The 13786-nt window shown below is 57.5% G+C and carries 15 protein-coding genes; 11 read left to right on the top strand and 4 right to left on the bottom strand.

The features are described from left to right. Nucleotides 1-52: 52 nt before the first annotated feature. The 9 genes from thpR (at nucleotide 53) to panD (ending at nucleotide 7167) form a co-directional block, all read left to right on the top strand. Nucleotides 53-580: an RNA 2',3'-cyclic phosphodiesterase gene (gene thpR, locus IBT46_RS08250; RefSeq protein ID WP_200545280.1), complete on the top strand. Its 528-nt coding sequence runs from the start codon at nucleotides 53-55 to the stop codon at nucleotides 578-580. 9 nt (nucleotides 581-589) lie between these two features. Further along, the gene (gene sfsA, locus IBT46_RS08245) at nucleotides 590-1294 is read left to right on the top strand and encodes a DNA/RNA nuclease SfsA (protein WP_200545277.1); all 705 of its coding nucleotides are present in this window, start codon (nucleotides 590-592) and stop codon (nucleotides 1292-1294) included. Nucleotides 1295-1563: 269 nt separating this feature from the next. Continuing rightward, nucleotides 1564-2019 (top strand): RNA polymerase-binding protein DksA, encoded by a 456-nt coding sequence (dksA, locus tag IBT46_RS08240; protein ID WP_105595421.1) that lies wholly within the window; start codon nucleotides 1564-1566, stop codon nucleotides 2017-2019. A gap of 70 nt (nucleotides 2020-2089) precedes the next feature. Next, nucleotides 2090-2998 (top strand): tRNA glutamyl-Q(34) synthetase GluQRS, encoded by a 909-nt coding sequence (gene gluQRS / locus IBT46_RS08235; protein WP_200545326.1) that lies wholly within the window; start codon nucleotides 2090-2092, stop codon nucleotides 2996-2998. 58 nt (nucleotides 2999-3056) lie between these two features. After that, nucleotides 3057-4481 carry a polynucleotide adenylyltransferase PcnB gene (gene pcnB, locus IBT46_RS08230; protein WP_370569422.1) on the top strand — a complete coding sequence of 475 codons (1425 nt, stop codon included), beginning with the start codon at nucleotides 3057-3059 and terminating at the stop codon, nucleotides 4479-4481. Beyond that, nucleotides 4478-4957 (top strand): 2-amino-4-hydroxy-6-hydroxymethyldihydropteridine diphosphokinase, encoded by a 480-nt coding sequence (folK, locus tag IBT46_RS08225; RefSeq protein WP_200545273.1) that lies wholly within the window; start codon nucleotides 4478-4480, stop codon nucleotides 4955-4957. Before pcnB ends, folK begins: the two co-directional genes overlap by 4 nt. A 101-nt stretch (nucleotides 4958-5058) precedes the next feature. Next, nucleotides 5059-5853: a 3-methyl-2-oxobutanoate hydroxymethyltransferase gene (gene panB / locus IBT46_RS08220; protein WP_200545271.1), complete on the top strand. Its 795-nt coding sequence runs from the start codon at nucleotides 5059-5061 to the stop codon at nucleotides 5851-5853. 15 nt (nucleotides 5854-5868) lie between these two features. Continuing rightward, a complete protein-coding gene (gene panC, locus IBT46_RS08215) occupies nucleotides 5869-6723 on the top strand; it encodes a pantoate--beta-alanine ligase (protein WP_200545269.1) in 855 nt (284 codons plus the stop codon). Nucleotides 6724-6786: 63 nt separating this feature from the next. Continuing rightward, the gene (gene panD / locus IBT46_RS08210; RefSeq protein ID WP_062747172.1) at nucleotides 6787-7167 is read left to right on the top strand and encodes an aspartate 1-decarboxylase; all 381 of its coding nucleotides are present in this window, start codon (nucleotides 6787-6789) and stop codon (nucleotides 7165-7167) included. 50 nt (nucleotides 7168-7217) lie between these two features. Here the strand turns inward: panD and IBT46_RS08205 are convergent, their stop codons facing one another. Both IBT46_RS08205 and IBT46_RS08200 read right to left on the bottom strand, forming a co-directional pair. Then, the gene (locus IBT46_RS08205) at nucleotides 7218-7988 is read right to left on the bottom strand and encodes an ABC transporter permease (RefSeq protein WP_200545267.1); all 771 of its coding nucleotides are present in this window, start codon (nucleotides 7986-7988) and stop codon (nucleotides 7218-7220) included. Further along, entirely contained in the window at nucleotides 7985-8911 is a 927-nt protein-coding gene (locus IBT46_RS08200; RefSeq protein WP_200545265.1) for an ABC transporter ATP-binding protein, read from the bottom strand. The genes IBT46_RS08205 and IBT46_RS08200 overlap by 4 nt, the downstream gene beginning before the upstream one ends. Nucleotides 8912-9030: 119 nt before the next feature. On the opposite strand from IBT46_RS08200, the gene can reads away from it, so the two are divergent. Next, nucleotides 9031-9693 carry a carbonate dehydratase gene (gene can / locus IBT46_RS08195; protein WP_105595413.1) on the top strand — a complete coding sequence of 221 codons (663 nt, stop codon included), beginning with the start codon at nucleotides 9031-9033 and terminating at the stop codon, nucleotides 9691-9693. A gap of 112 nt (nucleotides 9694-9805) precedes the next feature. On the opposite strand, the gene hpt is transcribed toward can, so the two are convergent. After that, nucleotides 9806-10342, bottom strand: coding sequence for a hypoxanthine phosphoribosyltransferase (hpt, locus tag IBT46_RS08190; protein WP_105595412.1), 537 nt, complete (start codon nucleotides 10340-10342; stop codon nucleotides 9806-9808). 248 nt (nucleotides 10343-10590) lie between these two features. Between hpt and IBT46_RS08185 the strand changes: the two genes are divergently transcribed. Then, nucleotides 10591-11871 (top strand): cystathionine gamma-synthase family protein, encoded by a 1281-nt coding sequence (locus IBT46_RS08185; protein ID WP_200545263.1) that lies wholly within the window; start codon nucleotides 10591-10593, stop codon nucleotides 11869-11871. Between the two features lie 58 nt (nucleotides 11872-11929). Here IBT46_RS08185 and cueO read toward each other — a convergent pair whose 3' ends face one another. Next, nucleotides 11930-13639 carry a multicopper oxidase CueO gene (cueO, locus tag IBT46_RS08180; RefSeq protein WP_200545325.1) on the bottom strand — a complete coding sequence of 570 codons (1710 nt, stop codon included), beginning with the start codon at nucleotides 13637-13639 and terminating at the stop codon, nucleotides 11930-11932. Nucleotides 13640-13786 lie beyond the last annotated feature (147 nt).

Here is a 13786-nt window from a genome sequence, read left to right as displayed (position 1 = left end):
TTAATCTTCCGCGCATTGTAGCATTCCCGGGTTTAATTTACCGGAGGACGCGATGGGCGCATCTAAACGGCTGTTCTTCGGCCTCGATCTGCCGGGTGAGGTGAAGCAGCAGATTATACAGTGGCGTGCCGACAGCTTTCCCACTGAGGCCGGTTTTCCCGTTGCCGCCGAGAGCCTGTATCTGACGCTGGCGTATCTGGGCGAAGTGAGCGATGAGAAAGCGCAGATGCTGATGCAACTGGCCGGGCGCATTCGGCAGCCGGGATTCACCCTGACACTGGACGATGCCGGCCACTGGCCGCGTTCAGGAACGATCTGGCTCGGGCCGCACCGTGCACCGCGGGGCCTGCTCCAGCTGGCAGAATTGCTGCGTTCCCAGGCAGCCCGCAGCGGGTGCTATCAATCGCCACAACCCTTTCATCCGCATGTCACATTACTGCGCCAGGCTACGCAGCCGGTAAAGCTGCCAGCACGCCATTTTAGCTGGTCGCTGCCCGTCGGGCGTTTTGTGCTGTTTCAGTCGCACTTCTCCCGCGGGAAAACCCGTATTAAGGAGATTAAGGACTGGGCGCTTCAATAAGGAATTCCTATGGAATACAGTCCCGTCCTGCAATCGGCCACGCTGATTAAACGCTACAAGCGCTTTCTGGCCGATGTGATCACGCCAGACGGCGAGACGCTGACGATTCACTGCGCCAATACCGGCGCGATGACCGGCTGTGCCACGCCGGGGGATACCGTGTGGTATTCCACCTCCGCCAGTCTGACACGAAAGTATCCCCACAGCTGGGAGCTGACCGGGACGCAAAGCGGAGAGTTGATATGTATTAATACCCTGCGGGCTAACACGTTAGTACGTGAAGCATTGGAAGAAGGACGGATTGCAGAATTATCCGGTTACACCCGCCTGCAACCTGAAGTTAAATACGGCGCCGAAAACAGCCGTATTGATTTCCTGTTACAGGCAGAGGGTTGCCGTAACTGCTATATTGAAGTCAAATCCGTTACGTTGTTACAGCAGGGCAAAGGGTACTTCCCGGACGCGGTGACCACGCGTGGTCAGAAGCATCTGCGCGAGCTGAGCCAGATCGCGCAATCCGGCCAACGGGCAGTTCTGTTTTTCGCCGTTCTGCACTCGGGGATTGAGGACGTTGCCCCCGCAAGTCACATTGATGCGCGCTACGCAGAACTACTGGTACAGGCACAGCAAAATGGCGTTGAGCTGCTTTGCTATAAGGCGCAGTTATCACCCGAAGGGATAAGCCTGATTCGGCCCCTGAAGGTAGAGTTGTAAAAATTGGCGCAATTTGCTGTTATAAGCACGCTTTCGGCAAGGGGCCAAATACGCTCTTCCTCACATGCTTGTCAAGGCATGTTCAGGAATAATTGCCAACCTTAATCGCTTCTGTTATTTATAGCGGCCTGTTTTTTCCCCTCCGGGGGATCGATGCCCGACAGTCTCGGGATGCAGGGCAGGTAATAGCCGTGTGGTACTTCGCCGGCTGACAGTATCTGCAGCCTGAGAAGTGAAGGGTATAGTGCGTGTTATCCAGGAGAAACAACATGCAAGAAGGGCAAAACCGTAAAACATCGTCCCTGAGTATTCTCGCCATCGCTGGGGTGGAGCCATACCAAGAGAAGCCGGGCGAAGAGTATATGAATGAAGCCCAGCTGGAGCACTTCAAGAAGATCCTTGAAGCCTGGCGCAACCAGCTTCGGGATGAAGTGGACCGCACGGTTTCGCACATGCAGGATGAAGCTGCTAACTTCCCGGACCCCGCTGACCGCGCAACACAGGAAGAAGAGTTTAGTCTTGAACTGCGTAACCGTGACCGCGAGCGCAAGCTGATCAAAAAGATCGAGAAGACGCTGAAGAAAGTGCAGGACGACGATTTCGGCTACTGTGAATCATGTGGCGTTGAAATCGGTATCCGTCGCCTTGAAGCGCGTCCAACTGCCGATCTGTGCATCGACTGCAAAACGCTGGCGGAAATCCGCGAAAAACAAATGGCCGGTTAACGGCACAAGGATTGCGCAGTGTATCCGGGAGCGGCTCTCGTTCCCGTTTCACTGCCCTTCCCCATTCATGATGTCAGCATCCTATATCGGGCGCTTTGCCCCCTCTCCATCCGGTGATTTGCATTTCGGCTCTCTGATTGCCGCCGTTGGCAGCTACCTGCAGGCTCGTGCGCAGCACGGGATCTGGCGGGTGCGCATTGAAGATATCGATCCTCCCCGTGAAATTCCCGGTGCCGCCACCCGCATCCTCAGGCAGCTTGAGCACTACGGTCTGCATTGGGACGGTGACGTGCTCTGGCAGTCGCAGCGCCATGACGCCTACCGCGCCGCACTTGACTGGCTAAAACAGCAGGGAATGAGCTATTACTGTACCTGCACACGTAGCCGCATTCAGCAGATCGGCGGCCTGTACGATGGCCACTGCCGCACCCTGCATCACGGCCCGCAGCAGGCTGCGCTGCGTCTGAAGGTAGATGCACCGGTGAGCTCCTTCAGCGATCGCCTGCGCGGTGTAGTGCAGGCCGATACGCGCCTGGCCGCAGAGGACTTTATTATTCACCGCCGCGACGGGCTGTTTGCCTATAATCTGGCCGTGGTGGTTGACGATCACTTTCAGGGGATCACTGAAGTGGTGCGCGGTGCGGATCTAATCGAACCGACGGTCAGGCAGATAACCCTTTATCAGCAGTTTGGCTGGACGGTTCCCGACCATCTGCATTTGCCGCTGGTGCTTAATCATGATGGCAACAAGCTGTCGAAACAGAATCACGCCACGCCGCTGCCAGAGGGCGATCCGCGCCCCGCACTGGTACAGGCGCTGCGCTTCCTTGGCCAGCCAGTAACAGAGAACTGGCGTGATACGACACAGGAAGCACTTTTACAGCAGGCTGTCAGTCGCTGGGATTTGAGTTTAATCCCGATTACCGACGCGCAGCAGCAGGATACGGCGACATCGGCATTCTCAAACGGTTCACTCTGAGCTATGATTAGCCGCTGTTTTTACCGCACAGAATTCATTGTCACTATCGAGGTGTCCCATTTTTACCCGAGTTGCTAATTTTTGCCGAAAAGTTCTCAGTCGCGATGAGGTAGTACCAGCCGGGATCGAGGAAGAGCGTCAGATGACCGTTATTCCTCGCGATCGTCATAATATCTCACGTAAGGACATCAGCGAAAATGCCCTCAAGGTGCTCTATCGCCTGAATAAAGCGGGCTTTGAAGCCTACCTGGTGGGCGGTGGCGTACGCGATCTGTTGCTGGGTAAAAAGCCAAAAGATTTCGATGTCACGACCAATGCGACGCCAGAGCAGATGCGTAAACTGTTCCGCAACTGTCGCTTGGTGGGCCGCCGTTTCCGCCTGGCACACGTGATGTTTGGCCCGGAGATCATCGAAGTGGCCACCTTCCGCGGTCACCACGAAGCTGAGCAGCCGTCCGTTGACGATCGTAACAACTCGCAGCGCGGCCAGAACGGCATGCTGCTGCGCGATAACATTTTTGGTTCTATCGAAGATGACGCCCAGCGCCGCGATCTGACCATTAACAGCCTCTACTACAGCGTGGCCGATTTTACCGTCCGCGATTATGTCGGCGGCCTGAACGATTTGCAGCAGGGCATTATCCGCATGATCGGCGATCCGGAAACCCGCTATCGCGAAGATCCGGTGCGCATGCTGCGCGTGGTGCGCTTCGCCGCCAAGCTGGATATGAGCATCGCGCCGGAAACCGGTGAACCGATCCCGCGTCTTGCTACACTGCTGCGCGATATCCCACCGGCACGTCTGTTTGAAGAATCCCTCAAGCTGCTGCAGGCGGGTTACGGTGAAGCCACCTACCGCAAGCTGTGCGAATATCAGCTGTTCCAGCCACTGTTCCCGATCATCACCCGCTACTTCACTGAGCAGGGTGACAGCAACATGGAGCGGATGATCCAGCTGGTACTGAAGAATACGGATACCCGTATCCACAGCCAGATGCGCGTGAACCCGGCGTTCCTGTTTGCGGCGATGTTCTGGTATCCGCAGCTGGAAGCAGCGCAGAAAATTGCCCAGGAAAGTGGCCTTGCCTATTACGATGCCTTCGCTCTGGCGATGAACGACGTGCTGGATGAAGCCTGCCGCTCACTGGCGATTCCGAAACGCATCACCTCGCTGGTGCGCGATATCTGGACCTTACAGCTGCGCCTGTCGCGTCGCCACGGCAAACGCGCGTGGAAGCTGATGGAACATCCGAAGTTCCGCGCCGCCTACGATCTGCTGGCCCTGCGTGCCGAAGTGGAAAACAATCACGAACTGCAGCGCCTGACCACCTGGTGGGGCGAGTTCCAGGTCTCCGCACCGCCGCAGCAGAAAACCATGCTGAACACCCTCGGTGACGATCCGGCACCGCGCCGCCGCACCCGCCGTCCGCGTAAGCGCGTTCCGGGAAACAGCCGCCGTGACAGCCATAATAACAACGCATGACGCGGGTCTATCTGGCGCTGGGCAGTAACCTGGCCGATCCGCTGCATCAGGTGCAATCAGCCCTGGATGCGCTGGCGACGATCCCACAGAGCAGGCTGATTGCCTGCTCTTCGCTTTATCGCACGCCGCCGTACGGGCCACCCGATCAGCCTGACTATCTGAACGCCGCCGTGGCGCTGGATACCGAACTCAGCCCCGAAGCGCTGCTGGATCACACCCAGCGTATTGAGCTGGAACAGGGACGCGTGCGCAAGGATCATCGCTGGGGCCCGCGCACGCTGGATCTCGACATCATGCTGTTTGGCGACCTGACGCTGGCAACGACTCGCCTGACGGTGCCGCACTACGATATGCACAACCGCGCCTTTATGCTGCTGCCGCTGCGAGAGATCGCTCCCGACCTCTGTCTGCCGGACGGTACGCGTATTGCCGATCTGCTGGCTCCTCTCGACAGCAGCGCGATCCACCCCTGGTAATGCCTTTCCGGTGCAGCCCGTGCTGCGCCGGATATCTCCTTTGCACTCTCCTCCCCATCCTTTAAGATACGCCAACCAGGAAGACTCTTACTGAGGATACGATGAAACCGACTACCGTCTCGACCTTGCGTCAATGGAAACAGCAGGGGCGTAAATTTGCCTCTATCACCGCCTATGAGTTCAGCTTCGCCCGTCTGTTTGCCGATGAAGGCATTCAGGTTCTGCTGGTGGGCGATTCGCTGGGTATGGTGGTTCAGGGACACGACTCCACGCTGCCGGTCACCGTGTCTGATATCGCCTACCACACCGAAACGGTCCGCCGCGGTGCGCCCGCCGCCCTGCTGCTCGCCGACCTGCCGTTTATGAGCTACAGCACGCCACAGCAAACCTTCGACAGCGCGGCGCAGCTGATGCGCGCCGGGGCCAATATGGTGAAGCTGGAAGGCGGTAAATGGCTGGCCGATACGGTTAAACAGCTAACCGAACGCGCGGTGCCGGTGTGTGGCCACCTCGGCCTGACACCGCAGTCGGTAAATATCTTCGGCGGTTATAAAATTCAGGGCCGCGCCGAGGCCGACGCCGATCGCCTGCTGGAGGATGCGCTGGCGCTGGAAGCCGCCGGTATGCAGCTGCTGGTGCTGGAGTGCGTGCCGGTGGCGCTGGCAAAACGCGTCACCGACGCGCTGACCATTCCGGTTATCGGCATTGGTGCCGGTAACGTCACCGACGGACAGATCCTGGTGATGCACGATGCGTTCGGCATTACCGGCGGCCATATCCCGAAATTCGCCAAAAACTTCCTGGCAGAAACCGGCGACATTCGCGCCGCCGTGCGGCAGTACGTCGCGGAAGTGGAAAATGGCAGCTATCCCGCCGAACAACACAGCTTCCAGTAACCGAGGAGAAACACCGTGCTGATTATTGAAACCCTGCCGCTGCTCCGCCGTGAAATCCGCCGCTGGCATCAGGATGGTAAACGTATCGCGCTGGTTCCCACCATGGGCAACCTGCACGATGGGCATATGACGCTGGTTGATGAGGCTCGCGCACGCGCGGACATCGTGGTGGTGTCGATATTCGTTAACCCGATGCAGTTTGAACGCGCCGACGATCTGGCGAACTACCCGCGCACCCTGCAGGCCGACTGTGAAAACCTGAACCGTCGCGGCGTCGATCTGGTGTTTTCTCCGGCTCCGGCAGATATCTATCCCAAGGGGCTGCACGAGCAGACGTTTGTCGACGTTCCCGGCCTCTCCACCCTGCTGGAAGGCGCGAGCCGTCCCGGCCATTTTCGCGGCGTGTCCACCATCGTCAGCAAGCTGTTTAACCTGGTCCAGCCGGATATCGCCTGCTTCGGCGAGAAGGACTTCCAGCAGCTGGCGCTGATCCGCAAAATGGTGGCGGATTTGGGCTACGACATAGAGATCGTCGGCGTACCAACGGTGCGCGCGAAAGACGGCCTGGCGCTCAGCTCTCGCAACGGCTATCTGACCGCCGATGAGCGTAAAATCGCGCCGGGGCTGAGCCAGGTGATGAACGATATCGCCACCAAACTCAACAACGGCGAACGCCATATTGAAGAGCTGATTGCCGACGCGGAGATCGCGCTTGCGGAAAAAGGGCTACGCGCCGATGGCCTGGCGATTGTGGATGCCGATACCCTGCTGCCGTTAACCACGGACAGCCGCCGGGCGGTGATCCTGATGGCCGCGTGGCTGGGTAAAGCCCGCCTGATTGATAACCAGCAGGTTGATCTCACCCAGTAGACAGCGTTGCCCGCAGGGGCAATACTGTCGTTCGTTTTTCGACTGATTGCAGAGTTACAGCTTATGAACCGTACTATGTTGCAGGGTAAACTCCACCGGGTGAAAGTCACCCAGGCCGACCTGAATTACGAAGGCTCCTGCGCCATCGATCAGGATTTCCTCGATGCTTCCGGCATCCTGCAGTATGAAGCGATCGATATTTACAACGTCAACAACGGCCAGCGTTTTTCCACCTACGCCATTGCCGCAGAGCGCGGCTCGAAAATCATTTCGGTGAACGGCGCGGCCGCGCGCTGCGCCTGCGAAGGCGACCTGCTGATTATCTGCTCGTATGTGCAGATGTCGGATGCGGAAGCCCGCGAATGGCAGCCGAAAGTGGCCTACTTTGAAGGCGACAACCAGATGAAGCGCGTGGCAAAAGCCGTACCGGTTCAGGTGGCGTAAAAAAACGGGGCGGCCATTGCTGGTCGCCCCGTTCAGTTCAGTCAATCACATCAGGTCCGCAGCCCGCGGCCGCGCTGGATAAGCGACCACGCCAGCGCATAAAACACCACGATAAACGCCACCAGCACCGCCATGGTAAAGCCCAGCGGCACGTCATTGATGCCCAGGAAACCGTAACGGAATCCACTAATCATATAGACGATAGGGTTCAGCTTGGAGATCATCTGCCAGACCGGCGGCAGCAGCGTCAGCGAGTAAAACACCCCGCCAAGATAGGTTAGCGGCGTCAGCACAAAGGTCGGGATCAGGCTGATGTCGTCAAAGGTGCGGGCAAATACCGCGTTAAGCAGCCCGGCCAGCGAGAACAGAATCGCCGTCAGCAGCAGCGTCACCGCCACCATCAGCCACGAATGCACCTGGAAAGGCACGAAGAACAGCGAAATTGCCGTCACCAGCACGCCCACGCAGACTCCGCGCGCCACGCCGCCGCCAACGTAACCGGCGATAATCACATGCGTTGGCACCGGTGCCACCAGCAGCTCTTCAATATTACGCTGGAACTTGGAGCTGAAAAACGACGAGGCGACGTTGGCATAGGCGTTGGTGATCACCGCCATCATGATCAGGCCGGGCACGATAAACTGCATATAGGTGAAGCCGTGCATTTCACCAATGCGTGAGCCGATCAGATTACCGAAGATAATAAAGTACAGCGTCATGGTAATCACCGGCGGGACCAGCGTCTGAATCCAGATACGGGCGAAGCGGTTAACCTCTTTACTCCAGATGCTCTTCAGGGCTACCCAGTACAAATGTGTCATGCTTTCTCTCCCGTGTGACCATTGACCAGGTCAACAAACAGCTCCTCAAGACGGTTAGCCTTGTTGCGCATACTCAGCACCTGCACGCCCTGGGCGCTCAGTTGGCTAAACACGCTGTTAAGCCCCTGCTCGCGCAGGACTTCCACTTCCAGCGTTGAGGTATCCACCAGCCGATACTTGAAGCCTTCCAGCTGCGGCAGCGGGCTTTTTGCGGCCAGATCGAGAATGAAGGTTTCAGATTTCAGCTTCGCCAGCAGTCCCTTCATTGAGGTGTTCTCCACCAGTTCACCGCTCTGGATAATGCCGATATTGCGACACAGCATTTCTGCCTCTTCCAGATAGTGAGTGGTCAGAATAATGGTGGTGCCACGGGCATTCAGATCTTTCAGGAAGGTCCACATCGAACGACGCAGCTCAATATCCACCCCGGCGGTTGGCTCATCCAGGATCAGCAGCTTCGGCTCATGCATCAGCGCGCGGGCAATCATCAGGCGGCGCTTCATGCCGCCTGACAGCATACGCGCACGCTCGTTACGCTTCTGCCAGAGGTCGAGCTGGGTCAGATATTTTTCCGCCCGCTTCACCGCTTCGCGCTTCTCCACGCCGTAATAACCAGCCTGATCGACGACGATCTGCTGCACGGTTTCAAACTGGTTAAAGTTAAATTCCTGCGGCACCAGCCCCAGCTGACGCTTGGCATTGACCACATCGTTTTGCAGATCGTAACCAAACACCCGCACCCGGCCGCTGGATTTATTCACCAGCGAACTGATGATGCCAATAGTGGTGGATTTACCTGCCCCGTTGGGACCGAGCAGCGCATAGAAGTCACCTGCTTCAACCCGGAGGTCAATTCCCTTGAGCGCCTGAACTCCGCCCGCGTAGGTTTTGGTCAGTTTTTCAAGTTCCAGTGCATAAGTCATAGGTAAGAAATAGCCCTTTGTATTTATCGTATCGCGTTTAGTTTCTTGTTTGCCGTTTTCAATCGCTGAGCATTGCCCTATATTACCGCAACGTTTTTGTGTGACTGGTCGACACCATTATGAAAGATATTGAAACCCTTATCAGCAATAACCGCGAATGGTCCAGATTGCTGAAGGAGGAAGATCCCGGTTTTTTTGAACGTTTGTCCCTGGCACAAAAACCCCGTTTCCTGTGGATCGGCTGCTCTGACAGCCGCGTACCCGCCGAGCGCCTGACCGGGCTGGAGCCTGGCGAACTTTTTGTTCACCGTAACGTGGCCAACCTGGTGATTCACACCGACCTCAACTGCCTTTCCGTGGTGCAGTACGCGGTGGAGGTGCTGGAAGTAGAACATATTATTATCTGCGGCCACTACGGCTGCGGCGGCGTTCAGGCGGCGGTGGAGAACCCGGAACTCGGCCTGATTAACAACTGGCTGCTGCACATTCGCGATCTCTGGTACAAACACAGTTCGCTGCTGGGTGAGCTGGCACCAGAAAAACGCTTCGATAAACTTTGTGAAATCAACGTGATTGAGCAGGTTTACAACCTTGGTCACTCAACCGTGATGCAGTCAGCGTGGAAACGCGGACAGAAGGTAACAATTCACGGCTGGGTATACGGCATCCTGGACGGCTATCTGCGCGACCTGGGCGTAACGGCCACCAGCCGCGAGATTCTGGAACAGCGCTACCGTCACGGCATCGCTAACCTGCTGAACGACCCGGACCTCAATCCGTAAGCCACGGGCGGCACCCCCTGCCCGACTGCACTTTGCCGCATATCATATAACAGGCCGAAATTTCCGGCCTTGGTCGATTGTGCGGTGTGCACTCGCGGTCATTTAGCCCGATTTACTCGTCCAGCATCACCACTTTGCCGATATACGGCAGGTGGCGATAGCGCTGGGCGTAGTCAATTCCGTAGCCCACCACGAACTCATCAGGAATAGAGAAGCCGACGTATTCAACCGGCACCTGCACTTCCCGGCGCTCGGGCTTATCCAGCAGGGTACAAATCGCCAGTGACTTAGGCCCGCGCAGGCTGAAGATTTCCCGCACTTTGCTCAGCGTATTACCTGAATCGATAATATCTTCGACAATCAGCACGTCCTTGCCGCGAATATCTTCATCCAGATCCTTGAGGATTTTTACATCGCGGGTGCTGGAGGTGCCGTTACCGTAGCTGGAAGCGGTCATAAAATCGACTTCGTGAGGAACATCAATGGCGCGACACAGGTCGGCCATAAACATAAAGGAGCCGCGCAGCAGGCCAACCAGCACCATGTCGCTGCCGCTGTTGCGGTAATGCTCATTGATTTGCTGGCCAAGCTCAGCGATACGGGATTTGATCTCGGCTTCGGAGATCATTACTTCAACGGTATGTTTCATAGTTAATCGTCGATTGTTCAGGGAAAGCGGCACAGTCTAGCACATTTCTCCCTCCTGACGCCCACCGTTGCGCAACGCGCCGCGTTAAATTACGCAATAGACACACGGACTGCTAAACGTAAAGATATCCATATTTTATATCGCTACATGTTTTATCCATAGAACGTTAATTCATTTATCCTGCCCATACCGCGCATGATAGTTTAGCGCGAATAATAAAAGCACCGTGCCAAAAGGCAGGAGATTGTATGGCTTCCTCACATTCTAAAAAAACGCATATCGGCAACCGCGAACTGCAGCCGGAAACCCAGATGCTCAATTACGGTTACGACCCGGCGCTGTCGGAAGGCGCAGTCAAACCGCCGGTGTTTCTGACGTCCACTTTTGTTTTTAACAGTGCCGAAGAGGGCCGCGATTTCTTTGACTACGTTTCCGGCCGCCGCGAACCGCCATCGGGCGAGGGAAACGGCCTGGTCTATTCGCGCTTTAACCATCCGAACAGCGAAATTGTTGAAGATCGGCTGGCAGTATATGAACGCACCGACAGCGCAGCGCTGTTCTCCTCCGGCATGTCGGCGATTTCTACCACGCTGCTGGCCTTTACCCGTCCTGGCGACACCATTCTGCACTCGCAGCCGCTGTATGGCGGTACTGAAACCCTGCTGAGTAAAACCTTCGGCAATCTGAATATTTCCAGCGTGGGATTCGCCGACGGCGTGGATGAAGCCTCGGTTCAGGCCGCTGCCGATAAGGCGCTGGCGCAGGGCCGCGTTTCGGTGATCCTGATTGAGTCCCCGGCCAACCCGACCAACAGCCTGGTGGATATTGCGCTGATTAAACGCGTTGCGGACAGGATTGAGCAGCAGCAGAATTACCGCCCGGTCATTGCCTGCGACAACACGCTGCTGGGGCCGGTATTCTCACGCCCCACCGAACACGGCGCGGATATCTCGCTCTATTCGCTGACTAAATACGTTGGTGGCCATTCGGATCTTATTGCCGGGGCAGCAATGGGCAGCAAGGCGCTGATCCGCCAGGTAAAAGCGCTGCGCAGCGCCATCGGCACCCAGCTCGATCCACATTCCAGCTGGATGATTGGCCGATCGCTGGAGACGCTGGCGTTGCGTATGGAGCGCGCTAACGACAACGCCGCCGCGGTGGCGGAGTTTCTGCGCGACCATCCGCAGGTGGAACATATCCACTACCTGCCGTTCCTCGACGCCGACTCACCGCAGGGCAAAACGTATCGCGCCCAGTGCAGCGGTGCCGGTTCCACCTTCTCCTTTGATATTCACGGCGGTGAAGCGGCAGCGTTTAAATTCCTCAATGCGCTACAGCTGTTCAAGCTGGCGGTCAGCCTGGGTGGCACAGAATCCCTCGCCAGCCACCCGGCCAGCACCACCCACTCCGGCGTTCCGCTGGAGGTCCGCGACCGCATCGGCATTAAATCCACCACCATTCGCCTGTCGATCGGTATCGAGAATAAAGACGATTTGATTGAGGATCTGCGGCTGGCGCTGCTGGGGTAACGGTTTGATTGATGGCCGTTGCCGGGGGAAATCATCTCCACTCCGGCAACGGCCATCATCACGCCACAGTAAAGCCCAGCATCATCCCGGTATCTTCATGCTCCAGCAGATGGCAGTGCGCCATATAGGCGTTGGGTTTGTCCGCCTTGTGGTTAAAGCGCACCAGGATTTCGCTGCGCCAGCCCTCCACAAGCACCATGTCCTTCCAGCCGCTGCGGTGCGCTGCCGGTGGTTTGCCGTTTTCAGACAGGATGCGGAACTGGGCACCGTGCACGTGGAAAGGATGCATCATCATGTCGCCCTCGCCGGAGATGGTCCACTTCTCCCACACGCCCTGCTTCGCCTCAAACGCGGGTTTCTCCATGTTAAATGCGAAACCGTTAATCTTATTTCCCTGATGGAAGTCGAACGGCGTGGCGGGTTTCGCCTGTTTATCCTTGATATCGCCGTGGTCCATTCCTGCCATCTTGCTGTGATCTATCCCGCCCATCTTGCCGTGATCCATCCCGGCCATACCGCAGTGCGCCATCCGATCCTTGCAGTGTTCCATTCCCTGCATTTTTCCTTTCGGCGCTGCGGCGGATTTATCGTCCATCATGCCGCTCATCCCGTGCGCGGACATGTCCATCCCCGCCATCGCCGCATGGCCGTATTTATCCATCAGCGCCTGCATGCCCCGGCGGTCCAGCTCAGGGTCCATCATCAGCTGTAGCCAACGAGTGTCGGAAGCCTGCGGCACCGCAACGGCAGGTATCTCCACCAGTTTGTCCGGCAGCGTGCCGCTGGCCATCACCCGCAGCGGGGTTATCGACAGCACCGGCAGCGGCTGGTCAAACGGCGTCAGCGTCATGCCCATCTGCCGCACCGGCAGCGTTTGTAGTTCAAACGGTTTGCCGTCGGAGGTATCCACCAGCACTTCGAAGCGCTCACCCGGTATCATCGGCAGCTCACTCAGTTTGACCGGCTCCGCCAGCAGTCCGCCGTCGCTGCCAATCACGTACATCGGGCGGCCGTCGCTGGTAGTCAGCTTCAGCGAGCGGGCGTTGCAGCCGTTCAACAGGCGCAGGCGCAGCCACCCGCGAGGCACGCCGTGCTGCGGATAAATCGCGCCGTTGGTCAACAGCATATCGCCAAACCAGCCGACTGCCGCGTCCATCACATCGAGCTGATAATCGATTTTGCTGCCGTCTTCGGTCAGGCGTTTGTCCTGCAGAATCACCGGAATATCATCCACGCCCCACTGTTTTGGCAGCAGGAGTTTGCCGCTCTCGGGATCGTTGATCAGCACCAGGCCCGCCAGTCCCTGCGCAACCTGATAACCCGTACGGCCGTGCTGATGAGGGTGGAACCAGCAGGTGGCGGCGGGCTGGTCCGGGGTAAAGCTGACGCTGCGCTGCTGCCCCGGTTCAATTCTCGCCTGCGGCCCGCCGTCCACTTCGCCGGGAATTTCCAGACCGTGCCAGTGTACGGTGGTGGCGTCGGGCAGGCGGTTGAAGATATTGACACGGACTTCTTTGCCACGCTCCAGTTGGATCGCCGGGCCAAGCAGGCCGCCGTTGTAACCCCAGGTAGGAACATCTTTGCCCCGCCAGTGGCTGGTGCCCTGCTGGGCCACGAGTTTGATTTCACCGCGCGCATCGGGCAGCAGCAGCGAGGGAACGGGTAATAAAGGACGCTGTTCAGCCGCCATCAGCGAGCGGCTCCACAGCGGCAGGGCGCTGGCTGCGCCAAGCGCGGCGCTTAATTTTAGAAAGTCACGACGTTGCATCATCCATTCCTTTTGTCAGATGTCGAAAATACAAGCAGCATAAACCCTTACCCAGCGGGAAGGTCAAGCCGCGATAAAAAATGCGAAAACGGCATATCGCAGGATTTCTAAGGGAAAAGGGGCTGGCACCCGGCCTGAACTGTGCTA

Origin of the sequence: Erwinia sp. S38 (genome assembly GCF_016624545.1) — a bacterium.
Lineage (GTDB): Bacteria > Pseudomonadota > Gammaproteobacteria > Enterobacterales > Enterobacteriaceae > Erwinia > Erwinia coffeiphila.
The sequence above is the reverse complement of the archived record's forward strand: the minus strand, read 5'-3'. Positions and strand labels throughout refer to the sequence as shown.